The organism is Antribacter gilvus, from assembly GCF_003946865.1.
Lineage (GTDB): Bacteria > Actinomycetota > Actinomycetes > Actinomycetales > Cellulomonadaceae > Antribacter > Antribacter gilvus.
The window spans coordinates 174,953-200,794 of record NZ_QXTH01000008.1 but is presented as its reverse complement, the minus strand read 5'-3'; the positions used below and the strand labels follow the sequence as shown (position 1 = coordinate 200,794).

General features: G+C 72.3%; 31 protein-coding genes. 14 read left to right on the top strand and 17 right to left on the bottom strand.

Annotation, left to right across the window (positions count from 1 at the left end):
* Positions 1-2: 2 nt before the first annotated feature.
* The gene (locus tag D1350_RS15100) at positions 3-1,142 is read right to left on the bottom strand and encodes an SPFH domain-containing protein (protein WP_125776848.1); all 1,140 of its coding nucleotides are present in this window, start codon (positions 1,140-1,142) and stop codon (positions 3-5) included.
* A 228-nt stretch (positions 1,143-1,370) separates the two neighbouring features.
* Between D1350_RS15100 and D1350_RS15095 the strand changes: the two genes are divergently transcribed.
* From D1350_RS15095 to D1350_RS15085, 3 genes are all read left to right on the top strand, one after another.
* Entirely contained in the window at positions 1,371-1,775 is a 405-nt protein-coding gene (locus tag D1350_RS15095) for a TFIIB-type zinc ribbon-containing protein (protein ID WP_125776847.1), read from the top strand.
* Positions 1,776-1,948: 173 nt separating this feature from the next.
* Positions 1,949-2,386 carry an SMI1/KNR4 family protein gene (locus D1350_RS24930; RefSeq protein ID WP_125776846.1) on the top strand — a complete coding sequence of 146 codons (438 nt, stop codon included), beginning with the start codon at positions 1,949-1,951 and terminating at the stop codon, positions 2,384-2,386.
* 238 nt (positions 2,387-2,624) lie between these two features.
* Positions 2,625-2,915, top strand: coding sequence for a DUF3175 domain-containing protein (locus D1350_RS15085; RefSeq protein WP_125776845.1), 291 nt, complete (start codon positions 2,625-2,627; stop codon positions 2,913-2,915).
* A gap of 32 nt (positions 2,916-2,947) precedes the next feature.
* Here the strand turns inward: D1350_RS15085 and D1350_RS15080 are convergent, their stop codons facing one another.
* The 3 genes from D1350_RS15080 to D1350_RS15070 all read right to left on the bottom strand — a co-directional run bounded on the left by D1350_RS15080 (position 2,948) and on the right by D1350_RS15070 (position 5,016).
* The gene (locus D1350_RS15080) at positions 2,948-3,403 is read right to left on the bottom strand and encodes a SufE family protein (RefSeq protein WP_125776844.1); all 456 of its coding nucleotides are present in this window, start codon (positions 3,401-3,403) and stop codon (positions 2,948-2,950) included.
* Complete coding sequence (locus D1350_RS15075; protein ID WP_125776843.1) at positions 3,400-4,299, bottom strand: sulfurtransferase; 900 nt, start codon at positions 4,297-4,299, stop codon at positions 3,400-3,402. The genes D1350_RS15080 and D1350_RS15075 overlap by 4 nt, the downstream gene beginning before the upstream one ends.
* Positions 4,300-4,413: 114 nt before the next feature.
* Positions 4,414-5,016, bottom strand: a complete 603-nt coding sequence (locus tag D1350_RS15070) for a hypothetical protein (protein WP_125776842.1) — start codon at positions 5,014-5,016, stop codon at positions 4,414-4,416.
* A 319-nt stretch (positions 5,017-5,335) separates the two neighbouring features.
* Here D1350_RS15070 and D1350_RS15065 point away from each other — a divergent pair, with 319 nt between their 5' ends.
* Entirely contained in the window at positions 5,336-6,667 is a 1,332-nt protein-coding gene (locus D1350_RS15065; protein WP_125776841.1) for a GAF domain-containing protein, read from the top strand.
* Between the two features lie 22 nt (positions 6,668-6,689).
* Here D1350_RS15065 and D1350_RS15060 read toward each other — a convergent pair whose 3' ends face one another.
* The gene (locus D1350_RS15060; RefSeq protein ID WP_206074556.1) at positions 6,690-8,270 is read right to left on the bottom strand and encodes a vWA domain-containing protein; all 1,581 of its coding nucleotides are present in this window, start codon (positions 8,268-8,270) and stop codon (positions 6,690-6,692) included.
* 267 nt (positions 8,271-8,537) lie between these two features.
* Between D1350_RS15060 and adh the strand changes: the two genes are divergently transcribed.
* A complete protein-coding gene (gene adh, locus D1350_RS15055) occupies positions 8,538-10,061 on the top strand; it encodes an aldehyde dehydrogenase (RefSeq protein ID WP_125776840.1) in 1,524 nt (507 codons plus the stop codon).
* Positions 10,061-10,465: a DUF779 domain-containing protein gene (locus D1350_RS15050; RefSeq protein ID WP_125776839.1), complete on the top strand. Its 405-nt coding sequence runs from the start codon at positions 10,061-10,063 to the stop codon at positions 10,463-10,465. The genes adh and D1350_RS15050 overlap by 1 nt, the downstream gene beginning before the upstream one ends.
* A gap of 26 nt (positions 10,466-10,491) precedes the next feature.
* Here the strand turns inward: D1350_RS15050 and D1350_RS15045 are convergent, their stop codons facing one another.
* Positions 10,492-10,773 carry a DUF3892 domain-containing protein gene (locus tag D1350_RS15045; RefSeq protein WP_125776838.1) on the bottom strand — a complete coding sequence of 94 codons (282 nt, stop codon included), beginning with the start codon at positions 10,771-10,773 and terminating at the stop codon, positions 10,492-10,494.
* Positions 10,774-11,125: 352 nt separating this feature from the next.
* Between D1350_RS15045 and D1350_RS15040 the strand changes: the two genes are divergently transcribed.
* On the top strand, positions 11,126-12,736 hold the full coding sequence (locus tag D1350_RS15040; RefSeq protein WP_125776837.1) for a hypothetical protein: 1,611 nt from the start codon (positions 11,126-11,128) through the stop codon (positions 12,734-12,736).
* 18 nt (positions 12,737-12,754) lie between these two features.
* Here D1350_RS15040 and D1350_RS15035 read toward each other — a convergent pair whose 3' ends face one another.
* From D1350_RS15035 to D1350_RS15010, 6 genes are all read right to left on the bottom strand, one after another.
* Positions 12,755-13,369: a hypothetical protein gene (locus tag D1350_RS15035; protein ID WP_125776836.1), complete on the bottom strand. Its 615-nt coding sequence runs from the start codon at positions 13,367-13,369 to the stop codon at positions 12,755-12,757.
* A complete protein-coding gene (locus D1350_RS15030; RefSeq protein ID WP_206074555.1) occupies positions 13,369-13,878 on the bottom strand; it encodes an RNA polymerase sigma factor in 510 nt (169 codons plus the stop codon). The genes D1350_RS15035 and D1350_RS15030 overlap by 1 nt, the downstream gene beginning before the upstream one ends.
* 77 nt (positions 13,879-13,955) lie before the next feature.
* Positions 13,956-14,426: a hotdog fold domain-containing protein gene (locus D1350_RS15025; RefSeq protein ID WP_125776834.1), complete on the bottom strand. Its 471-nt coding sequence runs from the start codon at positions 14,424-14,426 to the stop codon at positions 13,956-13,958.
* 10 nt (positions 14,427-14,436) lie between these two features.
* Entirely contained in the window at positions 14,437-15,264 is an 828-nt protein-coding gene (locus D1350_RS15020; protein WP_125776833.1) for an alpha/beta fold hydrolase, read from the bottom strand.
* A 41-nt stretch (positions 15,265-15,305) separates the two neighbouring features.
* Entirely contained in the window at positions 15,306-15,686 is a 381-nt protein-coding gene (locus D1350_RS15015; protein ID WP_125776832.1) for a VOC family protein, read from the bottom strand.
* Positions 15,687-15,721: 35 nt separating this feature from the next.
* A complete protein-coding gene (locus D1350_RS15010; RefSeq protein WP_125776831.1) occupies positions 15,722-16,483 on the bottom strand; it encodes an SDR family NAD(P)-dependent oxidoreductase in 762 nt (253 codons plus the stop codon).
* 50 nt (positions 16,484-16,533) lie between these two features.
* On the opposite strand from D1350_RS15010, the gene D1350_RS15005 reads away from it, so the two are divergent.
* Together D1350_RS15005 and D1350_RS15000 are read left to right on the top strand one after the other, a co-directional pair.
* The gene (locus D1350_RS15005; protein ID WP_125776830.1) at positions 16,534-17,121 is read left to right on the top strand and encodes a GNAT family N-acetyltransferase; all 588 of its coding nucleotides are present in this window, start codon (positions 16,534-16,536) and stop codon (positions 17,119-17,121) included.
* Between the two features lie 42 nt (positions 17,122-17,163).
* The gene (locus D1350_RS15000) at positions 17,164-17,922 is read left to right on the top strand and encodes a MerR family transcriptional regulator (protein WP_125776829.1); all 759 of its coding nucleotides are present in this window, start codon (positions 17,164-17,166) and stop codon (positions 17,920-17,922) included.
* A gap of 22 nt (positions 17,923-17,944) precedes the next feature.
* Here the strand turns inward: D1350_RS15000 and D1350_RS14995 are convergent, their stop codons facing one another.
* A complete protein-coding gene (locus tag D1350_RS14995; protein ID WP_125776828.1) occupies positions 17,945-18,367 on the bottom strand; it encodes a hypothetical protein in 423 nt (140 codons plus the stop codon).
* A 36-nt stretch (positions 18,368-18,403) separates the two neighbouring features.
* Complete coding sequence (locus D1350_RS23780) at positions 18,404-19,318, bottom strand: DinB family protein (protein ID WP_164545177.1); 915 nt, start codon at positions 19,316-19,318, stop codon at positions 18,404-18,406.
* A gap of 87 nt (positions 19,319-19,405) precedes the next feature.
* Between D1350_RS23780 and D1350_RS14985 the strand changes: the two genes are divergently transcribed.
* Complete coding sequence (locus D1350_RS14985; protein WP_125776827.1) at positions 19,406-20,506, top strand: PfkB family carbohydrate kinase; 1,101 nt, start codon at positions 19,406-19,408, stop codon at positions 20,504-20,506.
* The gene (locus D1350_RS14980) at positions 20,503-21,147 is read left to right on the top strand and encodes a nucleoside/nucleotide kinase family protein (RefSeq protein WP_240644120.1); all 645 of its coding nucleotides are present in this window, start codon (positions 20,503-20,505) and stop codon (positions 21,145-21,147) included. Before D1350_RS14985 ends, D1350_RS14980 begins: the two co-directional genes overlap by 4 nt.
* 2 nt (positions 21,148-21,149) lie before the next feature.
* Here D1350_RS14980 and D1350_RS14975 read toward each other — a convergent pair whose 3' ends face one another.
* Both D1350_RS14975 and D1350_RS14970 read right to left on the bottom strand, forming a co-directional pair.
* Positions 21,150-21,773: an Rv3235 family protein gene (locus D1350_RS14975; protein WP_240644119.1), complete on the bottom strand. Its 624-nt coding sequence runs from the start codon at positions 21,771-21,773 to the stop codon at positions 21,150-21,152.
* Positions 21,774-21,824: 51 nt separating this feature from the next.
* Complete coding sequence (locus D1350_RS14970; protein ID WP_164545176.1) at positions 21,825-22,613, bottom strand: LysM peptidoglycan-binding domain-containing protein; 789 nt, start codon at positions 22,611-22,613, stop codon at positions 21,825-21,827.
* A gap of 146 nt (positions 22,614-22,759) precedes the next feature.
* On the opposite strand from D1350_RS14970, the gene D1350_RS14965 reads away from it, so the two are divergent.
* The gene (locus tag D1350_RS14965; RefSeq protein ID WP_125776825.1) at positions 22,760-23,335 is read left to right on the top strand and encodes a hypothetical protein; all 576 of its coding nucleotides are present in this window, start codon (positions 22,760-22,762) and stop codon (positions 23,333-23,335) included.
* 73 nt (positions 23,336-23,408) lie between these two features.
* Here the strand turns inward: D1350_RS14965 and D1350_RS14960 are convergent, their stop codons facing one another.
* Entirely contained in the window at positions 23,409-23,627 is a 219-nt protein-coding gene (locus D1350_RS14960) for a helix-turn-helix transcriptional regulator (RefSeq protein WP_125776824.1), read from the bottom strand.
* Between the two features lie 123 nt (positions 23,628-23,750).
* Between D1350_RS14960 and D1350_RS14955 the strand changes: the two genes are divergently transcribed.
* The gene (locus D1350_RS14955) at positions 23,751-24,494 is read left to right on the top strand and encodes a CpaB family protein (protein WP_338068179.1); all 744 of its coding nucleotides are present in this window, start codon (positions 23,751-23,753) and stop codon (positions 24,492-24,494) included.
* Positions 24,491-25,834 carry a CpaE/TadZ family protein gene (locus tag D1350_RS14950; RefSeq protein WP_125776823.1) on the top strand — a complete coding sequence of 448 codons (1,344 nt, stop codon included), beginning with the start codon at positions 24,491-24,493 and terminating at the stop codon, positions 25,832-25,834. Before D1350_RS14955 ends, D1350_RS14950 begins: the two co-directional genes overlap by 4 nt.
* Positions 25,835-25,842: the final 8 nt, after the last annotated feature.

Genomic DNA, 25,842 nt, shown 5'->3' with positions numbered 1-25,842 from the left:
GGTCAGGCCTGCGGCAGGGGCGGCGGGGTGGCACCCAGCAGGCGCGCCACGTCGGGCACGGCGCTCGCCGGCTCCCAGCCGGGCATCCCGGCCTTCCACACCAGCGTGGTGGCGGTCAGCGTGCCGGCGGCGACCCGCGCGGAGAGGCCCGCCAGGTCGAACGGCCCGGCCTGCTGCCCGCCCTCGCCGCAGAACCACTCGGCCCCGGGCAGCGGCGGGGGGCCCGACGGCGCGGCGGCCGCCCCGGGCGTCTGCGTCGCCGCGGGCGCGGCGGAAGCGGGCGCCGCGGGAGCGGGCGCGGTGGCGCCGGCGAAGATCTGGCCCATCCCCATGCCCATGCCGAGCCCCAGGCCCGTACCGGTGCCGGGGTTCTCGGCGGCGGCCTCGAGAGCCTCGGCGGCCTGGAACTTGGTGTACTGGTCGAGGTTGCCCACCACGCCCATCGAGGTGCGCTTGTCGATCGACTCCTCGACCTCGGGGGGCAGCGAGATGTTCTCGACCACGAAGCGCGGCACGGCGATGCCGAGGTCGGCCAGCTCGTCGGTGAGCGCGGTCGCCAGCTTGTCCCCGAGGTCCGCCTGGTGGGCGGCGAGGTCGAGCACGGGGATCCCGGCCTGGGCCAGGGCGGTGGCGAGGTGGCTGACGATGTTCTGGCGGAGGAACTCCTGGACCTCGCCCGTGCGGAACTGCGGGTCGGTGCCCACCAGCTCCCGGAGCAGCTTGGTCGGGTCCACCACCCGTGCCGAGAACGCGCCGAAGGCCCGGAGACGGACCATGCCGAACTCGGCGTCACGCATGATCACGGGGTTCTGCGTCCCCCACTTCATGTCCGTGAACTGCCGGGTGCTGACGAAGTAGACCTCCGCCTTGAAGGGGGAGTGGAAGCCGTGCTTCCAGCCCTTCAGTGTCGACAGGATCGGCAGGTTCTGCGTCTCGAGCGTGTGGGTGCCGGGCTCGAAGACGTCGGCGACGAGTCCCTCGTTCACGAACACCGCGGCCTGCGACTCGCGGACCACGAGGCGGGCGCCCATCTTGATCTCGTTCTCGTAGCGCGGGAAGCGCCAGACGATCGTGTCGCGGCTGTCGTCGAGCCACTCGACGATGTCGACCAGCTCGCCCTTGATCTTGTCGAACAGTCCCATCCCGGTCCCTCTTCCGTTCCGTCGGCCCGGCCGCCGTGCACGCCACGACGGCCGTCGCCCGCCGGACCCTAGCAAGCCCTGGTCGCGACAAACCACGGCGAGACGGAGAGATTCCTCGTTTCACCCATCTCGCTCGGAACGGGCATGGCCGGGATCGAGGCGGACGGGAACCGGACGGCGGCGCGGACCGTTGGCACCTGAGTACGGACCACGACGAGGAGGCCACCCATGCTGTGCCCAGTCGACCAGGCAACACTGGTCATCACCGAGCGCAAGGGCGTCGAGATCGACTACTGCCCGCAGTGCCGCGGGGTCTGGCTCGATCGCGGGGAGCTCGACAAGGTCATCGACCGCGTCGAGGCCGAGAGCGGCGGCGCCGCGCGGGGCGTCCCGGACTACGGGTCGCCCGCCCCCGCTGCCCCGCCTGTCCCGCAGCAGCCGCCCGCCCCGGGCTACGCCCAGCCGGGCTACCCGCCGCAGCCGCAGGGCTACCCCCAGCCCGGCTACGACCAGCGCCGGGACGACCGCTCCCGGGACGAGCGATACAGGGACGACCGCTACCGGGACGAGCGCGGCTACGGGCACAAGAAAAAGAAGAAGGAGTCCTTCCTCGAGGACCTCTTCGACTTCTGACCGGAGCAATATCCGAATCCTCTGGATCGGCTTCTATAGATCGAATGAAACGGCCACTCGGCAGCAAGTTTTGGACTATGCGACTTTCGTGGACGACTTCCCTGATGCGCGTTCGCGCCAAGGGTTCGCCAAGATCATGGTTGGGTGTGCCAATTGTCCGATGAGGGGACGACGTGTGGGCTGATCTGATCTATAGCTCGTTCGCAGGTGCGGTGGTTGGTCCGCCAGAGAGTCCTGGAGCCCTCGATGAAGCCGCGCGCGCTTTGGGCTCGCGGGTTCCGGAGGACTTGGCCTCGCTGCTCAGCGAATGTGGCGGTGTCAAGGGAGCGCTTGGTGTCGCTGCGGTTTGGCCCTTGCGTCAGATTGTTGAGGTCAATAACCGATTTCGAACGGACGCAGTGTTGGGTTCTCTCTACATGCCGTTCGACGGGCTCGTGTTCTTTGGCGACGACGGCGGCGGAGACCAGTTCGCGTTCGTCGACCGGCAGCGACGGCGTGATGTTTTTGTCTGGGAGCATGAAACCGATAGTCGCCGCTGGGTCTCGTCAAGCCTTGAGAGGTACTTGCGACAGTCTCTCGCGGGGGGCGACGAATGGTATCGACCTGAATAGGCTGCACAATCTTGACCTCGATCTCGATCGTCACCGTTCAGGACTTTAGGAGACTGCCAGGTGTGCTGAGCGCGTCGACGAGTCCGTCGAGGAGGTTGTGGCTGTTCTTGCGCAAGGTGTCGAGGTAGCCGCGCACGGCGAAGGCCTTCAGGTCTGTGAGGGTGGTGAAGCCGCCGGAGTGCGCACCACCGCTCCCCGACCGGGGGCGAGCGGGCCGCCGTCGGCGCACGATGGTCAGATGTCGAAGAAGAACGACGAGCCCGAACGGTGGTCCCACCAGGTCACCGAGAAGAGCGACGCGCTCGACCTCGAGGAGGGCGTGTTCACGTGGGACGACCCCGTGCGGATCGCGGCCTCGCTGAAGCGGTCCGCCGAGGCCAGCGACCGCCGCAAGGGCACCCCCTACCAGTCGGCGATGTCGATGCTCACCTTCTACGTCAACCGCGCCGGCGACCATCTGGACGACGACCAGCGCGAGGTGCTCGAGAAGGCGAAGGACGAGCTGCGCAAGGCCTTCGGCCGGGAGTGAGCCCCTGCTGGGGCTCGCTCCCGCCGAGGTAGTCAGACCGTCCGGGCCGCCAGCTGCTCGCGCACCTGGCGCTTGGCGCGCGTCAGCATGCCGGCCATGCCGTTCAGGCGCAGCAGGCTCACGGACCGTGTGAGGCCGAACATCAGCGGCAGCTCGTCGGGCAGGTCGAGGACCTGCTGCGCGGTGAGGCCGGTGAGCCCCTGTGCCAGGATCGACGCGAAGCCACGCGTGGTGGGAGCCTCCTCGGGTGCGCTGGCGTGGAAGGCGACCAGTCCGTCGTCGGACACCTCGGCGATGGCGTAGACCGGGGACTGGCACTCCTGGACGCGCTCCAGGCGCTCGGGCGCGTCCGCGTAGCGGGCGGGGAGCGGCGGGAGCTCGCGCGACACCTCGAGGAGGAGCTGGAGCCGCTCCTTCTCCGGGGTGTCGAGGAACGCGTCGCGGAGCTCGGCGAGCGCCTCGGGCAGGGGGATGGTGGACGTGCTCATGCCACCCATTCTCCCGGCTCCTCGCCCTGGGCGATGGGCGCGCGGACGGCGTTGCCCCACTCGGTCCAGGAACCGTCGTAGTTGCGGACGTTCTCGTAGCCCAGGAGGTACGTCAGGGCGAACCACGTGTGCGACGACCGCTCGCCGATGCGGCAGTAGGTCACCACGTCGTCGGACGGCGACATGCCCAGGCCGGCCGTGTAGATCGCCTCCAGCTCGGCGCGGGTCTTGTAGGTGCCGTCCTCGGCGACCGCCCTGGCCCAGGGCACGTTGCGCGCCGTCGGGATGTGGCCGCCGCGCAGCACGCCCTCCTCCGGGTAGTCCGGGATGGAGATGCGCTCGCCCGTGTACTCCTGGGGCGAGCGGATGTCGACGAGCGGGCCCAGCCCGAGGTGCGCCTGGACGTCCTCCTTGAAGGCGCGGATCGTGCGGTCGTCGCGCTCCACGACCGGGTACTCCGCCGCCTCGCGCGCGGGGACGTCGGTGGTGAGGTCGCGGCCCTCGGCCGTCCAGAGTCCGCGCCCGCCGTCGAGCAGCCGCACGTCCCGGTGCCCGAACAGCGTGAAGACCCACGCCGTGTACGCGGCCCACCAGTTGTTCTTGTCGCCGTAGAGCACCACCGTGGTGTCGCGGCCGATGCCCTTGGCGCGCATCAGCCCGGCGAAGGCCTCGTCGTCCAGGTAGTCACGGACCACCGGGTGCTGGAGCTCGGTGTGCCAGTCGACCTTGACCGCTCCCGGGATGTGCCCGGTCTCGTACAGCAGCACGTCCTCGTCGGACTCCACCACCACGAGCTCCGGGTCCTTCAGGTGGTCCGCCAGCCACTGCGTGGTGACGAGCCGCTCGGGGTGGGCGTACTCCGCGAGCTTCTGCGCCGGGTCGGTGGGAGCGGGCATGGTGTTCCTCCTCGGTGGTGCTGTGCAGTTCCACCCTAGGAACACCTGCGGGCCTGGCAACAGTCCCTGGCCGCGGCCGGACCCGCTGGGGGCCCGGCCGACCGCGGCCCCGGCTCAGCCGGTGCTGCCCGCAGCCTCCAGGACGAGGCGGTGCGGGACGCTCCGGCGGACCTGGTCCAGCGCCGCGACCAGGTCGTCGGACGCCCAGTCGAGCGACGTCCGGATGTCCGTCGCCTGCTGGAGCCGCGCCCTGGCCTGCGTCACGGAGCCCGGCCTCTCGTCGGCCACCTGCTGGCCCGTCACGGAGCGCGCGGCGGTGAGCGCCTCGGCGAGGGCTTCACGCGCCTCCGGGTCCGCGTCCGGAGACAGCTCGTACACCGACTCGGCGATGTCCATCACCGTCGTCAGGTGGGCCACGGACTGCCTGGTCATCTCGACCTGCTGGTCGAGCTCGGTGCTCAGCGACTCGAGGCGCTCCGCGGTGCCCGCCCGGGCGTCCGCGGCCCAGAGGCCGGCCCCGAGGCAGACCGCCAGGGCCAGGGTGGTCAGGACCGCCGCCCGGGCGACCCACGGGCGGCGCCCTCGCGCCCCCGCGAGGTCAGGCGTGCCCGACGGATCTTCGTGTCTGAGAGGTTCGCCCGCCTCGGCGGCGTCCCCCGGATCGGTGGTGTCCGTACCTGTGGCCCGGACCTGTGTGGTGGCAGTGCTGGCGTCCAACTCGTCCCCCCGAACGACTCGGTCTTCCGTGCATGCCGAGCTCATGGCTCGCTCGAGGCCGCCCTGAGGCGTCCGTGGTGACGGGCCGCCGCCCCGACGATCCCCCCGGAAGGCCGGGGCGGGCGGCCTCGATGGAGAGAGGCTAGGACTGGATCGCGACCTTCGCGCGGTGGAGGTGTGATCTGGCCCACATCTGTGGATAAGGCTGCTGATGTGGTGGAAAACCCGCCCCCGACCGGTGGACAACCTGTTGATGACCGGTCCGCGCGCCTACACTGACCGGAGCCCGACGACGACGTCGGACGCAGTCGGAGGCAGCATGCTCACGGACGGTTCTGGTCGTGACGGCGCGTCCCGCCGTGCGGTGCGCAGCGACCCGCGCGAGGTGCGGGCCGCCTACGAGAGCTTCGTGGGGTCGGGCGGTGCCCGTGCTCCCGTGGGGGTCGACCCGGTCGTGGCCGCGTCCTGGCGACGCAGCCTGCGCAACGGCGTGGACCCCGATGCGCTGGGCACCGACAGCGGCCTGCCGACGCACTCCTTGGAGGAGTACCGCAGCCACCACCCGCTGTCGGCGGCGATGCCCCTGGTGCGTGACCTGGTGGGCGGCGTGACCGACGACGGCCTCGTGCTCGCCGTGTCCGACGACGCCGGCCGCCTCCTCTGGGTCGAGGGCAGCGGGAGCACGCGCCGCGCCGCCGACCGCGTGGGATTCGTGGAGGGCGCCGTGTGGCGCGAGGAGCGGGTCGGCACCAACGCACCCGGCACGGCCCTCGCGACCCGCCGCCCGGTCCAGGTCGTCGGCGCCGAGCACTTCGCGCGTCCGGTGCAGGACCTGTGCTGCACGGCAGCCCCGGTGCACGATCCCGCCACCGGGGACCTCCTCGGCGTCCTCGACCTCACGGGCGGCCGCGCCGCGGCCTCGCCCGTGGCGCTCTCGCTCGTCCGCGCCACGGTGGCGAGCGTGGAGCGCGAGCTCGCGGCCCTGGCCACGCGGCCCGACGCCGGTCGCGCGCCCTGGGAGCACCGGCTCGTCCCGGGTGACGGCGGGGTGGGGAGCGTCGTGGAGGCGGACGCGTCGCCGGCGCTCCGGGTGCTGGGCAGGCCCACGCTGCGCGGGCGGGCCCTGTCGCTGCGGCATGCCGAGATCCTGCTGCTCCTCGCGGAGCACCCGCGAGGGCTCGGGGCCGAGGAGCTGGCCGTCCTGCTCCACCCGGGCGACCTGTCGCTCGTCGCCGTCCGGGCCGAGATGTCCCGCCTGCGCAGGGTCGGCGAGGCGGCGCTGGGCCGGCCGCTGCTGGCGGGGTCCCGGCCGTACCGGCTCGCGGGGCGGCTGAGCAGCGACGTCGAGCGGGTCCGCGACCGGCTCGCGCGCGGTGACGTCCCCGGCGCCCTCGACGCCTACCCCGAGCCGCTGCTCCGGCGGTCCGGCGCGCCAGGCGTCGAGGGGCTGCGCGCCGAGCTCGAGGCCGAGGTGCGGGCCGCGGTGCTCGCCGCGGACGACGTCGGACCGCTGCTCACCTGGGTGGGCCGGGACGAGGGCACCGACGACCACGCTGCCTGGACCCGCCTGGCCAGGGTGGCCGAGCCAGGTACGCCCCCGGCCACGCGGGCCCGGGCGCACCTGGCGATCCTGGACAGGACGCTCGCCTGACGCCGAGGGAGCGACCTCGTCCTCAGTCGAGGCGACCGAACTCGGCGACCAGCCCCACGAACTCCTTCCGCAGCCCGTACGGGTCGTCGCCGAGGGCTTCGGCCGCCCGCTCCTCGACCGCGTCGAGGCTGGCCTCGCCCTTGTGCTCCGAGTCGATCGCGATGAGGCCGAACTCCACGACCGCGGAGGCGAACACGAAGTCGTCCGACGGTCGCGTGGTGAACGCGTCCTGCGGGACCGGGACCACCACCTCGGTGCTCTCCGCGCCGCCCGGCTGCTTGTACCGGAGGTGGACCGTCATGAAGTCGGTGCTGTCGCCCGCCTGCGTGTCCTGGTAGTCCAGGCCGTCGTCGGTGACCGCGACACCGTCCGCCGGGACCAGCTCGTAGAACGCCGTGACCGAGTGCCCCGCCCCGACGTCGCCCGCGTCCTTCAGGTCGTTCTCGAAGTCCTCGTTCTCCAGGCGGCGGTTGTCGTAGCCGATCAGGCGGTACCGGGCCACGGTGGCCGGGTTCATCTCGATCTGGAGCTTGAGGTCCTGCGCCACCACGAACATCGTCGAGCCGAACTCGTCGACCAGGACCTTCCGCGCCTCGTCCAGCGTGTCGATGTAGGCGTAGTTGCCGTTCCCGTTGTCGGCGATCGCCTCCATCAGGTTGTCCTTCAGGTTGTACATCCCGAAGCCGAGCACCGAGACGTACACCCCCGTCTCGCGCTTCTCCTCGATCAGCTCGGTGAGCTGCTCCGGCGAGGAGGGGCCCACGTTGAAGTCGCCGTCCGTGGCGAGGATGACGCGGTTGTTGCCGCCTTCGATGAAGTTCTTCTCCGCGAGCTCGTACGCGGTCTCGATGCCGGCCGCCCCGCCCGTTGACCCGCCCGCCTCCAGGTCGCGCAGGTGGTCCACGAGCTCCTCGCGCTCGGAGCCCCGCACAGAGTCCGCGACGACCTGCTCTGAGCCCGCGTACGTCACGATCGACACCACGTCGTCCTCGTCGAGCTGCTCCACCAGCAGGGCGAACGACTCGGCCAGGAGGGGCAGCTTGTCGGGCTCGTCCATCGAGCCCGAGACGTCGAGCAGGAAGACGATGTTGTTGCCCTCCGACGTCGGGATCGCCTCCGTGGCCTGGACCCCCACCATGGCGAGCTGGTGGTCCGGGTTCCACGGCGCCGGAGCGACCTGCGTCGTCACCGAGAACGGGTCCTCAGCGCCCGCCCGCGGGGCCGGGTAGTCGTAGTCGAAGTAGTTGACCAGCTCCTCGATGCGCACGCCCTCGGGCGCCACACCCTCGTTCACCTGGCGGCGCAGGTTGCTGTACGACGCCGTGTCGACGTCGGACGAGAACGTCGACAGCGGGCTCGTGGCGACGTCCTTGAAGGGCGTCTCAGGCGAGTCGTCGTACTCCTCCTGCGCCTCCGTGGGGACGTCGCGCCAGCTGTCGTCGGTCAGGGGCGCCGGGGCCGCGACGTCGACGGCCGACTCGGCAGTGCCCGAGCCCGTCCCCGAGCAGGCGGCCAGCCCGAGGACGAGCCCGAGGGCCGTCGTCGCGCCGAGCAGGGCGGCCCCGCCCCGCGGGGTCATGGTCCGGTGGGGTGCTGCAGTCATCGCGGTACCTCGTTTCCGGTCGTGGTGTGCCTCAGTCTGAGGTCGCGACCGCACCGTGAGACAGCACGCTGCGGTCACGCTCCCGTCTCCCTTGTGTCACGCCCGGCCGGGTGTTTGCGCACGTCAACCGGCCGTGACCGACCTGCAACCCTTCTGCAACCCCCGCGTGCCTACCGTGCGTGCAACCCCCGGGTGCGACGGTGCACCCGGGCGACAGGCCGGCGTCGGGCAACCACCACGCCGGACGTCACTGCGAGGAGGCAGACCATGACCGTCTACGCAGCCCCCGGCACCGCCGGGGCTATCGCCACCTACCGGGAGCGGTACGACCACTGGATCGGCGGCGAGTACGTCGCACCGGCGAACGGCCGCTACTTCGAGAACCCCAGCCCCATCAACGGGCGCACCTTCACCGAGGTGGCACGCGGCGACGCCGACGACATCGAGGCCGCCCTCGACGCCGCCCACGGCGCTGCCCCCGCCTGGGGACGCACCAGCGTCACCGAGCGCGCCCTGGTGCTCAACCGGATCGCCGACCGCATGGAGGAGCACCTCGAGGAGCTCGCCGTCGCCGAGACCTGGGAGAACGGCAAGCCCGTGCGCGAGACCCTCGCCGCCGACCTGCCGCTCGCCATCGACCACTTCCGCTACTTCGCGGGCGCGATCCGCGCGCAGGAGGGGTCGATCAGCGAGATCGACGAGGACACCATCGCCTACCACTTCCACGAGCCGCTCGGCGTGGTGGGGCAGATCATCCCCTGGAACTTCCCCATCCTCATGGCCGTGTGGAAGCTGGCGCCGGCGCTCGCGGCAGGCAACGCCGTGGTGCTCAAGCCCGCCGAGCAGACGCCGGCGTCGATCCTCTACCTGATGGACCTGATCGGGGACCTGCTCCCGCCGGGCGTCGTCAACGTGGTCAACGGGTTCGGGGTGGAGGCGGGCAAGCCGCTCGCGTCGTCGTCGCGCATCCGGAAGATCGCCTTCACGGGCGAGACCACCACCGGGCGCCTGATCATGCAGTACGCGTCGCAGAACATCATCCCGGTCACGCTCGAGCTGGGCGGCAAGTCGCCGAACATCTTCTTCTCCGACGTCGCCGCCGAGCGCGACGACTTCTACGACAAGGCCCTCGAGGGGTTCACCATGTTCGCCCTCAACCAGGGCGAGGTGTGCACGTGCCCGTCGCGGGCGCTGATCCAGTCGGACATCTACGGGCAGTTCCTGTCCGACGCCGTCGCGCGCACCGAGGCGATCGTGCAGGGCAACCCGCTCGACACGGACACGATGATCGGTGCCCAGGCGTCCAACGACCAGCTCGAGAAGATCCTGTCGTACATCGACATCGGCAAGGCCGAGGGTGCGAAGGTGCTCACCGGCGGCACCCGGGCCGAGCTCGACGGCGACCTCGCGGGCGGGTACTACGTCACGCCCACGATCTTCGAGGGCAAGAACTCGATGCGGATCTTCCAGGAGGAGATCTTCGGGCCGGTGGTCGCCGTGACGGAGTTCAGCGACTTCGACGACGCGATGAAGGTCGCCAACGACACCCTCTACGGGCTCGGCGCCGGCGTCTGGACCCGCAGCGGGCAGCAGGCGTACCGGGCGGGGCGCACCATCGAGGCCGGGCGCGTGTGGACCAACTGCTACCACGCGTACCCCGCCGCGGCGGCGTTCGGCGGGTACAAGGGCTCGGGCGTGGGCCGCGAGAACCACAAGATGATGCTCGACCACTACCAGCAGACCAAGAACCTCCTGGTCTCCTACTCGCCGCAGAAGCTGGGCTTCTTCTGATGGGTGCGGCCGCGGGCGCTGGGCCCGACGGCGGTGCGCCCGCCCGGGTCGCCGTGACCGACGCCGCGGCCGCGCTCCTGGCGCGCCTCCGGGAGCAGCACGGCGAGCTCATGTTCCATCAGTCGGGCGGGTGCTGCGACGGGTCCTCGCCCATGTGCTACCCCGCGGGGGAGCTCCTCACCGGAGACGCGGACGTGCACCTCGGCGACCTGGAGCTGCCCGGGTTCACGGTGCCGGTGTGGATGAGCCGGGCGCAGTTCGAGTACTGGAAGCACACCCACCTCACGATCGACGTGGTGCCCGGGCGGGGCGCCGGGTTCAGCGTCGAGGCGCCGGAGGGCGTGCGCTTCCTCATCCGGTCCCGGCTGCTCACCGACGAGGAGTGGGTGGCGCTGCGGAGGTGAGGTGGCGGCCCGGCCGGGCCGTGGCCTCAGTACCGCGGGAGCCGCAGGAGGTCGTCCGTCTCCCGGCCGCCGTCGATGGCGGCGATATACCGGGCACCCGTGGGCGTGATCCTCGCCGCGACGTCCCGCTGGTTGTGGTTGCGCTCGTTGAACGTCCGGAACGGCGTGCCCCTCCGGATCGCTGTGTGGATCGCATCGATCGACTCCGACCTCAGCGGTCCCGTGGTGATGGCCGAGTGCCGGACCTCGACCACGTGCTCGTTGTCCGTCCCGGGTTCGGCGACACGGACATAGCGAATGAACGGCATGTCTGTACCCCTTCTCGATCTGCGCCCCCGCACCAGGAGGGAGGGGGACGACGGCGAGCCGGGACGGGGTGGGCGGGTGAATTCGGGCAATTCATCCAGGGGTGAATTTCGGAGTCGTCTCCCCGGCGGCGAGAGTGGTCCTCGGCGCGACCGGACGGGAGGTCAAGGAAGCGACGCAACACGCGTGGAGCTGAGATGAACTCGTGTATCACGAGTCGCCTCACGGGGCTCCCTACCTGGCAGGCGCAGGTCACAGGCCAGCGGCGGCAGCCCAAGGCGGGTCGCAGCCGCACTCGACCTCATCCACCCCGCGCACTAAACGGCCCAACTCGGGTCAAAGGGGGGAGCATCGATGCCAGACCTCGACTACCCGGAGCGCCCCAAGAGCTCTCCATGCGGCGGATCGCTGATAATGAGCCGCGCGGGCGAGAGCGGGAACTTCGAAGTGGTTATTCCCTGGCCGGATGGCGGGCTAGCTCACTTCTGGCGGGACAATGACGACCCGTCCAAAGCGTGGCACGGACCGACCCTGTTCGGCACGGGCCGGTATCAGGGGGCGTCGGTCATCGAGTCAGACTTTCGCGCCTTCGACGCTCGACTTGGCAACCTCGAGGTGGTCGCGGTAGCCGAGAACGGGGACGCGGAGCATTGGTGGCGCGAGAATGGGGGAATGTTCAGATGGAGCCGGGCCGATACGGTCGTTGCTCGCGCTCATGGTGTCCCGGCGCTTGCCTATTCTGGCGCACGCTTCAAGGCAGGGGACTTTTTCTTCGATCTTGAGGCGCACGGTCCGAGCGAGTTCTTCGTTGTGATCCCCTCCGAAGGTGGTGGGTTCAACATGTTCCGCCGCCGCAACGATGACGCACCTGGTCCTTTCGGTTCGGGGTCCACGTTGCCGAACGGATGGGAACACATCAGCAGTCCTCCGCTGTTCAGCTCCATCTCGACCGCCATCCTGCGAGACAGCGATTTTGTCGGGCTGGGATTGGCGCTGACAACCCTCAGGAACATCACCACGTCCGCCGGATGGAAGGAAATGCGGGAGAGTGTCGAGTTCGACATAGTGTCGGGAGACATCCTTGTCTGTGGGGGATCTACCGAGGGAGCCGTGAGCATTCTCGAATGGTCTTACACGCGAGGCGGGCCCGGCGAAGGCACCACGCAGCGGTGGATCGACGCCACGTCTCTGACCCTTCCCACACCGCTCGGGCATGAGTTGCGCCCATTTCGCGGTCGCCCAACCATCGTTCAGGCCGACTACGGCCTGGACGAGATCGGCGAGATCGGTGGATTCTTCGGCGACGACGCCGAGTATGGCAACCTTGAGGTGGTAGCTCCCGCCAAAGAGGGAGGGCTCCTCCACTTTTGGCGCGACAACGGCGACCACGGCGACACTCCTAAGCTTGACAGTGGATGGTCGTTCGGGGCCAAGTTTGGCGAGTCGCTCTACGACGACGTCTCGATGATTCAAGGTCGGTTTGGCACCAGCGAGAATGGCAACCTCGAGCTGATCGCACGTCGCCATGACCAACGCGGCTTCGACTTCTTCTTCCGTGAACAATCAGACCGGATCTGGCGAGGGCCATTCCCGGTCGCAGGCCAAGCGCCCGAGGCCGTGGAGCAACCTTTGCTCGTCGAAGACAGCCTCCGCGCGCTGGCCGGCGTGGGCGTCAGGTTCAGCGTCCCCGAAGTCGAACTGAGGGATTGGCTCGCCAACCCGGAGTTCACGCCCTACCCGGCAATCTCCCGCGTCCTCCTCGCAACTCTCGTGGGCCACAGGCTCAAGCAAGACATCGACCTCGATGTCGTGGTGTTTTTCTACGAGAACTCGCCTGGCAAACCCTCTCCGCGCCGCGCCGAGGACGTTGATGTCGACGTGCTTGAAGTCGCTGTTCTCGACAGTTACAACTCCCGCTACGGAACGTCAGAAGGAGAGCTGTCGGCAATCGCATTGCCTCGATGAGATGGTGGCGTCCGCCCGTCAGCCGACGCCCAGCGCGTCCCGTGCGGCCACCGACAGCAGAGAGTCCTCCGCGAGCCGGCCGTCGACCACGGGGACCGCGCCCTGGGTGGTGTTGACGAGGCTGTACCTCCCGTCGGGCATGCTGTCGAGGAGAAGGACGTACTCGTGCCCCGGGTCCAGCGCGACGGTCTCGGGTCCTGACCCCGCCGGGGTGTGTGCGACGACGATCGTCGGGCCGGGTTCGGAACCGACGAACTCCTTCACCTCGACGCCGGCGAGCGACACGGTCAGACCCTCCAGCTCCCCGGGCTCGGAGGAGACCACCGACCCGCGGACGATCGTGTCCGCCGCCCCCTCGAGGGCCTCGGAAGTCGCGTAGTACGGTTCGTCCGCCGACGGCGGGGCCGGGTCGGCACCGTTGAGCAGGACGGCTGCGATGACCGCCGCGGCGGCGACCGCACCAGCGGCAGTGACCCAGACGGCCAGGCCGCCCTTGCGCTCCCGGAGTTCCGACATGGTTGCTCCTTCGCTCAGGTGGTGCGCCAGCTCGGCTCGTGCCCGGCCGCTCGGTGCGAGCGGCGCGGTGTCGCGCAACGGGTCGGCGGAGGCGATCAGTCCTCGGATACGGCGCATCACGTTCCTCCTCGACCTGTCGCCGTGCTGTGCGGGTGGTGCCGTGAGGAGACAGGAAGGTCCCAGGCTGCCGAGAAGGCGCGCCGCGCACGATGGAGCCGGACCCAGACCGCCCCCTCGGAACAGTCGAGCACCTGGGCGGCCTCGTGGCCCGACAGCTCGTCCCAGTAGCGCAGGCGAAGCACCTCGCGGTGGTCGGGGCGGAGGCTCTCCAGGACGAGCAGGACCCGGTCGGCCGTGTCGTCGTCGGCCGGCACACCGGTCGGGACCGCCGCCTCGATCTCCTCCCGTCGCGCTGACTTGCGCCGATGGTTCGCCAGGAGGTTGCGGGCCGTGACGAAGAGCCACGCGGGGCTCGGGACGCCGTCGGCCATCGTTCGCTGCCAGGCGATCCCGAAGACCTCGCTCGCGAGGTCTTCCGCCGCAGACCGGTCCGGCAGCCGCCGGGCGAGGTAGGCATGCACCCGCGGGTACTCGGCCTCGAAGAGGCCGACGAAACGTGCCGTCACGCGATCCACCACACCACCCCCCGTCCTCGCCTGTCGTCTATGACATGTCGCGAGCCCAGCGGTTCCTTACGCCGCGGTCAGCGCTGCGGCTTCTCCGTCACCCACAGCCGGATGACGCCCTCGGCGACCACCACGCCGTCGGCCCGCCGAGCCGTGACGCGGACGGGGAGGTCGGGCTCGTCCGCCGTCCACTGCTCGGGGTCGGTCTCCGCCGTGCAGGTGATGTCGCTGGTGGATTTGGCCGTGTATGCCACGTCCATGCCCTTGGGGATCCACCGCTTGTTCGCAGGCACGGTCGCCTCGGCGAGCACGCCCATCGCGGCCTCCAGCCCGTTGCACACCGCGATGGCGTGGACCGTGCCGAGGTGGTTGTGCACGGACCAGCGCTTCGGCACGACGACCTCGGCGTAGTTGGGACGGATGTCGATGTAGCGGGCGTGGATCGTCCTGAAATACGGCGCCTTCAGGCCGAACGCGATGCCGAAGACCCTCTTGCCGAGCGGCTTGTCCTTCAGCTTCTGCCAGATTGCATACACCTGCGTCGTCATGGCGGTGACCTTATCCGACGGCGGAACGGGACTCTTCGACGCGGTCCAGCCACTCGTCCACGAGGGCCTCGAAGAGGCCCGGCTGCTCGATCTGCAGGTTGTGCCCCGCGCGGTCCAGCACCGCGAAGGTGGCGCGCGAGTAGTGCTCCAGGATCTGCCAGGCGTCCCGGTACCCGGTCGCGGAGTCCTGGCGCCCGACCAGGAGCAGGGTGGGCGAGTCGTACGGGCGGGGCTCCAGGGGGAACGTCCCCGCCCACCTGGCGCGCACCCGCTGGGTGGCGTCGGCGTCCGCGGCGTTGAGGCCGGGGACCACCTCGTCGAGCGTGCGCCGCCAGGTGGCTGGCGTCTGGACCACGCCCACGTCGTCCGCGTCGAGCGCCTCCTCGCCGACCAGAGCGAGGAGCTCCGGGTCGCGCACGAGGACGCGGTGCGGCGGCAGGTCCCGCTGCCCGTGCTCGACGACGATCATGGGGCACAGCAGCGCGACGCCCTCGACCCGGTCCGGCTCGGCCGCCGCCAGGCCGCGCGCGAGGTACCCGCCGTAGGACTCGCCGACCACGACGTACCGGCCGGGAACCAGGGCGTCGATGGTTGCCCGGACGATCGCGAAGATGTCGTCGGTGCTGGTGAGGTCCGGCGGAGCGGCCGTCGCTCCCATGCCCGGCAGGTCGAGGTAGAGGCGGCGCCAGCCCGGCCGCCGGGCGAAAACCGGCTCGAACGGGCCGGTCATGATGTGGTGGTCCACCGGGAAGCCGTGCAGGAAGACCGCGGTGGGGGCGCCCACCGCCGCGCCGTGCTCGACGTAGTGGACGCTGGCCCCGCCTGCCTCGATGAACATGCGTCGAAACCTAGCGGTCGCCACCGACATCCGGCCGGCGGTCAGCCCTCGCCCTGGTACGTGTGGATCATCGCCTCGATGTTGTTGCCGTCCGGGTCGCGCACGAACGCCCCGTAGTAGCGCTCGTGGTACTCGGGCCACACGCGCGGCTCGTGCAGGGACTCCGCGCCGAGCGACAGCGCCGTCTCGTAGAAGGCCCGGACGGCGGCCGCGTCGGCGGCGCGGAAGGCGACGTGGATCTCCCGGTTGGGACCCATGCCGTCGAACCGCGACAGCCAGAAATCGGGCTCGCCCTCCGGGCCGTACCCCACCGCCTCCGGGTACTCGAGCTGCCGCGTGTAGCCCAGCGTGCCGAGCACGGCGTCGTAGAACGCCTTGGCGCGGTCGAGGTCGGCGCAGTTGATGCTCACGTGATCGATCATGGGCTCATCGTGGCACCAGCCACCGACACGCCCCCTCAGTGGACCGAGAAGCCGCCGTCCACGGCGATCGACTGCCCCGTCACGTACGCCGACGCGCGGCTCGCCAGGAACACGGCGGCGCCGGCGAAGTCGTCCGGCTGGCCGTTGCGACCGACGAGGGTCCGAGCCGCGAGCCGGGCGACCTGCTCGGGGTCAGCGGCGAGCCGCGTGTTCATCCGCGTGAGGACGAAGCCGGGGACGAGGGCGTTCGCTGTGACACCCTGCGCCGACCACGCCTCCGCCTGGGACCGGGTCAGCGCCTCCAGCCCGCCCTTCGACATCCCGTAGACGCCGCTCGTGACGAAGGCCCGGTGCGCCTGCTGCGAGCTCACGTTGACGATCCGCCCGTACCCGCGCTCCGCCATCCCCGGCCCGAAGCGACGGCCCAGCGCGAACGGGGCCACGAGGTTCACGGCGAGGGTCTCGTCGAGCACCTCGTCGGTGGTCTCGCCGAGCGGCGGGCGCAGGTTCACCCCGGCCGCGTTCACCAGGATGTCAGGCTCGCCCATGGCGGCCACGACGCCGTCGGAGACCCGCTGGACGCCGTCGGGCGCGCCAAGGTCCGCCGCGACCCAGGCGCCGCCGGTCTCGGCGGCGGTCGCGCTGAGCCTCTCCTCGTCGCGGCCCACCACGACCACGCGCGCGCCCGCCCGGGCGAGGGCCAGGGCGATGGCCCGCCCGATGCCGGAGCTCCCGCCGGTCACCAGCGCGGAGAGGCCGTCGAGGGAGAAGAGGCTGCTCAGGTACGTGGCGCTCACAGGCACAGCATGGCGGAGACGAGCACGCCGCGGGGCGCTACCGTCAGGTCATGGACGAGCCCGGCCTCGAGAACCCCTTCGCCTTCTCCGGGCCGATCACGACCGCGCGGCTGAGCCTGCGGCCGATGCGGGAGTCCGACGTCGACTCGGTGCACGCCTACCAGTCACGTGAGGACGTCTGCCGGTACCTCCTGTTCGAACCGCGTGACCATGCCCGTGTCGCCGAGATGGTCGCCGACTACGTCGCGCACGACCGGCTGGAGCGCACCGGCGACTACCTGCAGATCGCGGTGGAGCGACGGTCCGACGGGGCGTTCCTCGGCGACGTGTACTTCCAGCTCAAGAGCGTGCCCAACCGGACGGGCGAGATCGGATGGACGTTCCACCCCGACCACCACGGGAGCGGCTACGCCACCGAGGCGGCGCGGGCGGTGCTGGGGCTCGCGTTCGGGGTCTTGGGCCTGCATCGTGTCGTCGCCGAGCTCGATCCGCGCAACGACGCCTCGGTCGCGATGTGCCGCCGGCTCGGGCTGCGTGAGGAGGCGCACTTCGTGCGCGACCTCTGGTTCAAGGGGGACTGGGCCGACACAGGGGTGTACGCGATCCTCGCCGAGGAGTTCGCACCCCCTCGCGGTTGACCCCTTGCGGTTGACGCAACGTCAACTCGTACCGTGGACGACATGGACTGGTCCATCCAGGAGATCGCGCGGCTCACCGGCACCACCAGCAGGACGCTGCGCCACTACGACGCCGTCGGCCTGCTTCCGCCCACCCGGGTGGGCTCGGGCGGGCTGCGGTACTACGACCGCGACGCGCTCGTCCGGCTGCAGCGCATCCTGCTGCTCCGCGAGCTCGGGCTCGGCCTGGGCGCCATCGCCGGCGTGCTCCACGCACAGGCCGACGAGAAGCGGGCGCTCACCACGCACCGTGACTGGTTGCGGGCCGAGCAGGAGCGGATCGGCCGGCAGATCGCGTCGGTCGAACGGACCATCACCGCACTGGACGAGGAGGAGGACATCATGGCGGCCGACATGCTCGACGGCTTCGACCACACGCAGTACAAGGAGGAGGTGGAGCAGCGCTGGGGCCGTGAGGCCTACGCCTCGGGTGACGCCTGGTGGCGCAGGCTCGGCAAGGAGGGCCAGCGCGAATGGCTCGAGCGGGTGAAGGCGCTCAACGCCGAGTGGGTCGCCGGTGCTGAGGCCGGGCTGGACCCCGCGAGCGACGAGGCGCAGGCCATCGCGGCGAAGCACGCCGACTGGCTCGGCGGGGTGCCTGGGACACCGGGTGCCGAGACCGCGCGCCCCACGGCTGAGTACCTCCTCGGGCTCGGCGACCTCTACGTGGCGGACCCCCGGTTCGGCGCCAACTACGGCGGCGGGGAGGGCGCGCGGTTCGTGCGCGACACCCTGCGCGTGTACGTCGAGCGCACCTACTGACCCACCGGCCGCCCGCTCGTGCTCACGGCACCCAGTCGTCGGGCGCGAGCGGGCGTACCCCTGCCTCCGTAGCGAGGAAGAACCCGCAGACCCGGAGGTCGTGCTCGTCCGCCTCGTCCTGCAGCGCGGCGAGCCAGGCGCGGTCGCTCTCACCCACGGTCTCCGCGCCGGGGCGCTCCAGCACGAAGAGGAGACTGTCTGCCGACTGCTCCCGCAGGACGTCCTCCCACCGGCCTCCCATGCTCGTGAGCAGCACGTCCGACGGCTCGACCGGCAGCCCGTCGACGGGCACGAGAAACGGGAGCGGCCGCCGCTCGTCGAGCATGACGAACCAGAGCGTGCGGTCCCGCGGGTCGGCGCCGCGGTGCAGGAACTCCGCGAGGGCGAGAAGGGCCTGGTCGTCGATCAGTGGCTCGCCGGGCCGGATAGGGCTGGTATCAGTCATGTGATCCAGCATGGACCTCGTGGATGGTTCTTGCTCTCAGTTGTCCACAGGCTCGGTCAGCAGCTGCTCCACCTCGTGGTGCCCGAAGAACCGCGCCCAGCCCGAGGGCGGCAGGCCCCACTCCGGATCGGTCGCCGTGCGGTCGGCGCCGTGGGCGAGCAGGACCCGCACAGCGTCGGACGCTCCCGCCGCGGCGGCGTAGTGCAGGGCCGACGGCGAGCCCTGCGACGGATCGTGGCCGTTCTCCACCAGCAGCCGCAGCACGTCCCAGTGCTGCAGGCCGGCGACCTCCCGGACGAGCGACGGCCGTCCCGTCGCCCCGCCGGCGAGGGCGCGCGCCACGTCGTCGGCCCGTCCCGCCAGGGCTGCCGCGACGAGGGGGTCCTGCCGGTCGCGGTACGCGCGGTAGAGGTCGCGCAGGAGGCACAGCTCGGCGCCGTGGGCCATGACCTCGCGGTTGATGTGCGCGACGAGCGCCGCGACCGTGTCCTCGGCGTACGGCCCGCCCACAGGGCCGATGGGCCGCAGGAGCGCCTCGTCGTCCAGCGCCGCCACGCCGTCCCGCCACTCCGTGTACCCCTGCTGGAGCATCGCGAGGGCGCCGGCCGCCGTGAGGGGCAGGGGCTCGGGCCAGTGCCGGTCGTCGTACATGTCGGCGTCCGGCGGCGCCTCCGTGTGCCCGAAGACCGCCCGTGCCCGCTTGCCGAGCACGTCGCGGCCCACGTGGGCCGCTCGCCAGGCGAAGGTGGTGACCGGCGGGATGGGCGGCTCGACGGCCACGTGCTCCAGCACGGGCGCCCCGTCCGGGCCGGGCCGGAGGCTCCACGACCCGTCGACCGGCTCCCACAGGTACTCCTCGTCGGTGAGGCCCTCGAGCCGGGGCCAGAGATGGACCTCCCAGTAGAAGTCGAGCTGAGCCGCCAGGACCTCACGCCAGGTCGTCGTTGCCATGGACCCACGGTACGAGGGGTCGCTGACACTCCGCCGCCCGGCCGTTCCGAGAGGTGACCAAGTACCACATTGACGTAGCCTCAGTACATGTCGGACGAACTCCCCGGGAGACCCCCGGAGCACGCCCTGACCTGCTGGTTTGCGGGCCTGACCACGCTCGATGTGCTCCACCGCGCCGTTCGGCGCCCTGGGCCCAACGAGAAGATCACCGCCCTCCGGCAGGACGTCGCCGCGGGCGGTCCCGCCGCCAACGCCGCGGTCACCGCCGCCGCGCTGGGCATGCGCGCAGTCCTGATCAGCGCCATCGGGACCGGACCCGTGGGCGGCGCCGCCCGTGGGGACCTCGAGGCCCACGGCGTCCAGGTGCTCGACACCGCGCCCGAGCCCACCTTCCCCCTCGCCGTCTCGGCGGTCCTGGTCGACGACGCCACCGGCGACCGTTCGGTGGTCTCGCCCGACGGGGCCCTCGTGAAGTCCTGCGGCGACGAGCCCGAACCGACGCCGGACCAGCTCGCGGCGCTGCCGCGCCCGGACGTGGTCCTCCTCGACGGGCACCACCCGGCACTCGCACGCGCCGTCCTGGCGTTCGCGGACGGGCTCACGCCGCGCCCTCGCGTGGTCCTCGACGCCGGCCGCTGGCGGCCCGTCTTCGCCGAGCTCCTTCCCGCCGCGGACGTCGCGGCCTGCTCGGCCGACTTCGCCGTCCCGCCGGACGTCCCGGTCGCGTTGCCCGACGGCGGCACGCGCGCCCGGGCGGGGGCTGTACCAGGGGCCGTACCCGGCACCGTGCGCGCGCAGGCGGCGCAGGCGGCGCAGGCGGCGCAGGCGGCGCAGGCGGTGCAGGCGGCGCAGGCGGTGCAGGCGGTGCAGGGGGCGCAGGGGGCGCAGGCGGCGACGCCGGGCGCGGCGCGCGGTCCGCGCGCCCTCGTCGTGACCCACGGCCCGGACCCCGTGGAGTGGTGGGACGGAGACCGCGCGCACGGGACGGAGCCGGTCGCGGTCGTCGAGGTGCGGGACACGCTCGGTGCCGGCGACGCGTTCCACGGGGCGCTCGCCGTCGCCCTCGCGCGCGGCGAGGACCTCCCCGCAGCCTGCCGCTTCGCGTCGGCAATCGCGTCCGCCCGGGTGGTCCACGTGGGACCGCGGTCCTGGCTCGCCCACCTCCCCGGCGGTACGGTCGCGCCGTGACGCCTGCCCAGCCCCTGACCACCGAACAGCTCGTCGAGCGCGCCGCCGCCCTCGCGGTCCCGGGGGAGCGCCGCGTCCTCGGGATCACCGGCCCGCCCGGGGCAGGAAAGTCGACGCTGGCGCTCGCTCTCGTCGGTGCGCTCGGCCCGCAGCACGCGGTCGTCGCGGGGATGGACGGGTTCCACCTGTCCAACGCCGTCCTGGAGCGACACGGGAGCCGGGACCGCAAGGGCGCCATCGACACGTTCGACGACGCCGGCTATGCGGGCCTGCTCGCCCGGCTCGCGGAGGCTCGGCCCGGAGACCCACCCGTCTACGCGCCCGACTTCCGGCGCGACCTCGAGGAGCCCGTCACCGCCGGCGTGGAGGTCCCCTCGGAGGTGCCCCTCGTGGTCACGGAGGGCAACTACCTGCTGGCGCGGACGGGAGCCTGGCCCCGCGCCCGTGCCCACCTCGCCGAGGTCTGGTACCTCGACGTGCCCGAGGGGCTCCGCCTGGAGCGGCTGGTGGCCCGCCACCACGCGTTCGGCAAGCCGCTCCCGCAGGCCCGGGAGTGGGCGCACGGCTCGGACCAGCGCAACGCGGACCTCGTCACGGACACCCGGGACGACGCCGACCTCGTGGTCGCCTGGCTCGGCTGACCTCACCCGATCTCCAGGCAGGCCACCCGCCACGCGCCCCGGTGCGCCTCCAGCCGGACGGCCGCGGCGCGCACCCGCCCGGCGTCCTGCAGGATGACCGTGGCCTCGGCCGCCGTGCCGCCCTCCACCAGCTCGAGCCGTACCCGCCGGACGGTCGCCGGGTGCCCGGCGGACCCCGGCGGCAGGACCTTCCGCATGAGGCGGCCGCGCTCGAGGAGCTGGTCGTAGACCTGAGGCGTCACCCAGCGGGCCAGCTGCGCGGCGGGGCGGTCGCCGCGCAGCACCTCCACGGCGGCCCGCACCACTCGGCACACCAGCTGCGTCGGGTCAGGCAGGGGAGGGGCCTCGTCCGGCGTCGGCCGGCCTTCGAGGGACTTGAGCACGGCCTCCGCCTCGCGGAGGCCGGGACGCTGCGTCCCGCCGAGCTGGACCTTCCGTACCCGCTGCCCGACGCCGGCCGCCCGCCCTGGCTGCACCGCCTCGCCCGGGCGTGGGGCAGGGCGTGGCGTCGGGCGAGGGCTCGGGCCCGGGACCGGCTGGGTCCGGAGCGCGCGGGCCGGGGCCGTGGCGGCGGTGGCGGCCGGGAGGGCTGTGGTGAGGGGCATGGCGTCGGCGGTCGCGGTCATGACGGCTCCGGGAGTGTGGGGCGGGAGTCGGACGGGCGGAGGTGCGGGCGGTCAGCCCTGGGGGATGCGCAGGACCGCGCCGGGCCGGAGGAGGTCCGGGTCCGGCCCGATCTCGACCACGTTCTCGGCATGCCAGCCCGTGACCGCGCGAACCACGTCGGCCGCTCCCGGCTCTCCGCCGAGGTGTTCCTCCGCGAGGTCCCAGAGGGTGTCTCCCGGGACCACCACGACGGTCGCCGAGCGCCCGCCGCCTGCGGGCAGGCTGCGGTCGGTCAGCTCCGCACGGAGCCCGGCCGGCGGCTCGGGCGCCACCCGCCAGCCCAGGTCCAGCACCTGTGCGGGTTCGACGGCGGCCACTCCGCCGTCGGGTACCGGTGCGCCGCCTTCCGGCCCGACCGCAGGGAGCGCCAGTGCTGCGGGCGCGGCGAGGACGAGCCCCAGCCCCGCTCCGGCGGCGGCCTGCGTCAGACGGCGTACGACCGCCGGGGCGCACCACGCCACGAGGTGCTCGCCCGCTACCCAGCGCCGCCCGGCGGCGGCGGCAACCACGCACCCGAGGGCGACGAGGGCGTGCCCCGACACCCATGCGGCGAGCCCTGCTCCGGAGGTGACCACCAGCAGCTCGACCAGGGCGGCCAGGACCGTCTCGACGGACGCCGCCGAACCGGCGTCCGCCGCGGACCGCGCCGCACCTGCTCGCAGCGCGGGAACGAGCACCGGCGCCGTCTCGGCAGCCCGTGCCGCGAGCAGCCCGGCGGCGAGCCCGAGCCCGGCGGCGAGGGCGGTCAGCAGACCGATCTGGCGTGCGGCCTGCGGACGGACGCTCCTGAGCACGGACATACGTTTCCCCCTGGCATGGTGATGGTGCGTGCGGCAATCAACCGTCTAATGCGTTTTGGTGACCGGTGGTACGGGATATTCAAACCCGGTGGCGCGCTGGTGTCGACAGGAGAGCGGGATGTCTGTGGATAGTGAAAGGTGGGGGCATGACGCTCTCTGCGCCCTTCCCCCGCGATCCCCACGGCGGCTCTCCCACCCGGTGGGAGCTCCTCTTCGGTGACCTCGAGGCGCAGGCCGCGGCGCAGGACGTCGCCGAGGCGGACGCGCTCGTCTCCGAGCTGACGCGCGCCGAGCACGCCACGATCACCGTGGCCGACAGGTTCCGCGCGGGCATCGGCGTCGCCGTCGTGGTCGACCTGCTCGACGGCGAGCCGGTCCGCGGCACGGTGCGGGAGGCCGCGGACGAGTGGGTCCTTCTGCAGGGCGCCGCACCGGCCGGGCCCGCCCAGCACCTGGTCCCGCTGCGGGCCGTCACGGGGGTGAGCGGGCTGGGCCGGCACGCCGCTCCCGGGTCCCGCCGGGACGGCGCGGGCCTGGGGCCGGTGCTACGGGCTCTGCAGCGCGGACGGTCGTTCGTGCTGGTCCGCACGCTGGGCGGTCGGGTCGCCGGCCGCATCGGGCGTGTGGGTCGCGACCATCTCGACGTGGACGACCTGACCCGGCCGGGCGGAGCCCGCCTCGTTCCGTTCGGCGCCCTGCTGTGCGTGAGCGAGGTGTCCTGAGCTCCCGCTCCCCAAGGACGCGACAAGGGCCGTGCACCGTCGCAAGACGGTGCACGGCCCTCGGTCGTCCGGTTCAGCTGTCGAGCGGCGCCGGGTCCTTGATGCGCTCGCGGCTCTTGGCGTACATGCGCTCGATGTACGCCTCGAGCTCCTTGGCCTCGATGCGCCAGACCTTCTTGGGCCCCACCTGGATGGCGGGGAGGTCGCCGCTACGGACCAGGGCGTAGCCCTGGGCCATGGAGATGTTCAGGGTCTCGACCACGTCGGCCAGAGAGAGGAATCGCCTTTCCATGTCCCCAGTGTGGCACGAGGGGGTGACATAGGGCGGTTATCCACAGGAAGAGTTCATCTGGTGCCGGATCGATGGTGTTCGCGCATGATGGGTGCGACATCCGCCGAGTCCCAGGAGCCATTGATGACCTTCGCGCCCACCGCGTCAGCGGCTCCCGGCCAGCCTGCCGGCCCGAGCATGTCCTCGGCTGCCGCCCATGCGCCCCTGCCCGAGCCGTCGGCACCGCGCCTGCGGCGCCCGTCGTGGCGGGACCCGCGGCTCACGGTGGGCGTGGTGATCGTCGCGCTCTCCGTGGCTCTCGGCTCGTGGGCCGTCTCCTCTGCAGGACATACGGTACCTGTCTATGTCGCCTCCGGCGCGCTCACCGCGGGCGAGCCGGTCCAGGCCGACGCGCTCCGCACCGTCGACGTCCGGCTCTCGACGAACCTCGACCGCTACCTGCGTGCGGACCGTCCGCTCCCGGACGGGCTCGTCGCGGTCCGCACCGTCCTGGACGGCGAGCTCGTACCCCGGTCGGCGCTCGGCGACGCGGCAGGGTCGGACCTGAGGTCGGTCGCCGTGCCGGTCGGGTCGGGCCTCTCGGACCGGATCCGCCCGGGTGCGGTCGTCGACCTGTGGTTCGTCCCCGCGGCGCCCGTGGCGGAGGGCGTGGCGCGCCCGGAGCCCCGCCTGCTGGCGGGGCAGGTCGTCGTGGAGCAGGTGGACGCGCCGGAGGGCGCCCTCGTCGTCGCCGGCTCCTCCACGCTGCACGCCCTCGTCCCGGCGGACGTGCTGCCCGCCGTGCTCACGGCCCTCGCCGACGCGGGAACGGCCGGGTCCGGCGGGGGGACCCTCGCGGTGGTCCCGGCGGCGGGCACCGGCGCATGACCGACACCCGTGTCGTGACGGTGCTGTGCGCCGTCCGGGGCGCCGAGGAGGCCGCGGTGGTCACCGCCCTCGGTGCGGCCGGTGCGGGAGTGTCGGTGACCCGCCGGTGTGCCGACCTCACCGAGCTCCTCGCCGCTGCCGAGGCAGGCGCGGGGCGGGTCGCCGTGGTCTCCGCGGACGTGCCGGGCCTCGACCGCGAGGCGGTGGGCCGCCTGCACCGCTCGGGCGCCCGCGTGGTGGTCCTCGACGACCCCTCCGCGCCGGCGGGGTGGCTGGGGTCGCTCGGGGTCGACGCCGTCGTGGCCGCGGGACCCGCCGATCCGGAGAGCCTGCTCGCGGCGGTCCGCGCCGAGTCGCCATGGGCGCGCGACGCCCTGCAGGCGCAGGCGCCCGTCCTTTCCCGCGCAGGGTCCCAGCCGGGTGCCCTCGTGGCGGTCTGGGGTCCCGTCGGGTCGCCCGGCCGCACGACGGTCGCGGTCGAGCTCGCCGCGGCTCTCGCGGGAGTCGGGCCCGAGGTGCCGTCGCCACGAGCGACCCCGTTCCGCCGTCGGCCCGGCCGTGGGCAGCCCGGCCACGGCCCGCACCGGCGCCGCCGGACGGGGGACCCCGTCCTGCTCGTCGACGCGGACACCTACGCCGCCTCGGTCGCGACCCGGCTCGGGCTGCTCGACGACGCGCCCGGGCTGGCGGCCGCTGCCCGCGCGGCGGGGCAAGGCGTCCTCGACCTCACCGTCCTCGCGCGGCACAGCCCCGCGGTGCTGCCGGGGCTGCGCGTCCTGACCGGCATCACGCGCGCGTCGCGCTGGCCCGAGCTCCCGTCGAGCTCCCTCGAGGTGGTCTGGGAGAGGGCCCGCGGCGTCGCGGCCTGGACGGTGGTGGACTGCGGCCCCCTCCTGGAGGCCGACGAGCTGCTGATGTACGACACGCACGCGCCGCAGCGCAACGCCGCCACCCTCAGTGCGCTGGCCGCGGCGGACGTCGTGGTCGTCGTGGGCGCGGCCGACCCGGTCGGCCTGCAACGCCTCGTCCGGGGGCTGGAGAGCCTGCGGGAGGCGGTGGTCCCGGTGTCCGCGGCGCAGGTCGTCGTCGCCAACCGGGTACGCGCGTCGGCGGCCGGGCCCCGCCCGGAGGTCGCGGTACGCGACGCCCTGGCGCGCTACGCCGGTGTGGCCGACGTGCACCTCGTGCCCGACGATCCCGCCGGGCTCGACGCGTCGCTGCTGAACGGGCAGGTGCTCGCGGAGGCGGCGCCCGCCTCGCCCGCGCGGGCCGCGCTGCTCGCCCTCGCCGACCGCGTGCGGGCGCTCGCGGGGGCCGAGGTGGCGCGCCCGGGCGCGTGACCCGGCAG

Bases quoted from the DNA above. Each gene is read 5' to 3' on its own strand.
- D1350_RS15100 (WP_125776848.1), bottom strand. From the start codon at position 1,142: ATGGGACTGTTCGACAAGATCAAGGGCGAGCTGGTCGACATCGTCGAG.
- D1350_RS15095 (WP_125776847.1), top strand. From the start codon at position 1,371: ATGCTGTGCCCAGTCGACCAGGCAACACTGGTCATCACCGAGCGCAAG.
- D1350_RS15085 (WP_125776845.1), top strand. From the start codon at position 2,625: ATGTCGAAGAAGAACGACGAGCCCGAACGGTGGTCCCACCAGGTCACC.
- D1350_RS15080 (WP_125776844.1), bottom strand. From the start codon at position 3,403: ATGAGCACGTCCACCATCCCCCTGCCCGAGGCGCTCGCCGAGCTCCGC.
- D1350_RS15075 (WP_125776843.1), bottom strand. From the start codon at position 4,299: ATGCCCGCTCCCACCGACCCGGCGCAGAAGCTCGCGGAGTACGCCCAC.
- D1350_RS15065 (WP_125776841.1), top strand. From the start codon at position 5,336: ATGCTCACGGACGGTTCTGGTCGTGACGGCGCGTCCCGCCGTGCGGTG.
- D1350_RS15060 (WP_206074556.1), bottom strand. From the start codon at position 8,270: ATGACTGCAGCACCCCACCGGACCATGACCCCGCGGGGCGGGGCCGCC.
- adh (WP_125776840.1), top strand. From the start codon at position 8,538: ATGACCGTCTACGCAGCCCCCGGCACCGCCGGGGCTATCGCCACCTAC.
- D1350_RS15050 (WP_125776839.1), top strand. From the start codon at position 10,061: ATGGGTGCGGCCGCGGGCGCTGGGCCCGACGGCGGTGCGCCCGCCCGG.
- D1350_RS15045 (WP_125776838.1), bottom strand. From the start codon at position 10,773: ATGCCGTTCATTCGCTATGTCCGTGTCGCCGAACCCGGGACGGACAAC.
- D1350_RS15040 (WP_125776837.1), top strand. From the start codon at position 11,126: ATGCCAGACCTCGACTACCCGGAGCGCCCCAAGAGCTCTCCATGCGGC.
- D1350_RS15035 (WP_125776836.1), bottom strand. From the start codon at position 13,369: ATGCGCCGTATCCGAGGACTGATCGCCTCCGCCGACCCGTTGCGCGAC.
- D1350_RS15025 (WP_125776834.1), bottom strand. From the start codon at position 14,426: ATGACGACGCAGGTGTATGCAATCTGGCAGAAGCTGAAGGACAAGCCG.
- D1350_RS15020 (WP_125776833.1), bottom strand. From the start codon at position 15,264: ATGTTCATCGAGGCAGGCGGGGCCAGCGTCCACTACGTCGAGCACGGC.
- D1350_RS15015 (WP_125776832.1), bottom strand. From the start codon at position 15,686: ATGATCGATCACGTGAGCATCAACTGCGCCGACCTCGACCGCGCCAAG.
- D1350_RS15005 (WP_125776830.1), top strand. From the start codon at position 16,534: ATGGACGAGCCCGGCCTCGAGAACCCCTTCGCCTTCTCCGGGCCGATC.
- D1350_RS15000 (WP_125776829.1), top strand. From the start codon at position 17,164: ATGGACTGGTCCATCCAGGAGATCGCGCGGCTCACCGGCACCACCAGC.
- D1350_RS14995 (WP_125776828.1), bottom strand. From the start codon at position 18,367: ATGACTGATACCAGCCCTATCCGGCCCGGCGAGCCACTGATCGACGAC.
- D1350_RS23780 (WP_164545177.1), bottom strand. From the start codon at position 19,318: ATGGCAACGACGACCTGGCGTGAGGTCCTGGCGGCTCAGCTCGACTTC.
- D1350_RS14985 (WP_125776827.1), top strand. From the start codon at position 19,406: ATGTCGGACGAACTCCCCGGGAGACCCCCGGAGCACGCCCTGACCTGC.
- D1350_RS14975 (WP_240644119.1), bottom strand. From the start codon at position 21,773: ATGACCGCGACCGCCGACGCCATGCCCCTCACCACAGCCCTCCCGGCC.
- D1350_RS14970 (WP_164545176.1), bottom strand. From the start codon at position 22,613: ATGTCCGTGCTCAGGAGCGTCCGTCCGCAGGCCGCACGCCAGATCGGT.
- D1350_RS14965 (WP_125776825.1), top strand. From the start codon at position 22,760: ATGACGCTCTCTGCGCCCTTCCCCCGCGATCCCCACGGCGGCTCTCCC.
- D1350_RS14960 (WP_125776824.1), bottom strand. From the start codon at position 23,627: ATGGAAAGGCGATTCCTCTCTCTGGCCGACGTGGTCGAGACCCTGAAC.
- D1350_RS14955 (WP_338068179.1), top strand. From the start codon at position 23,751: ATGACCTTCGCGCCCACCGCGTCAGCGGCTCCCGGCCAGCCTGCCGGC.
- D1350_RS14950 (WP_125776823.1), top strand. From the start codon at position 24,491: ATGACCGACACCCGTGTCGTGACGGTGCTGTGCGCCGTCCGGGGCGCC.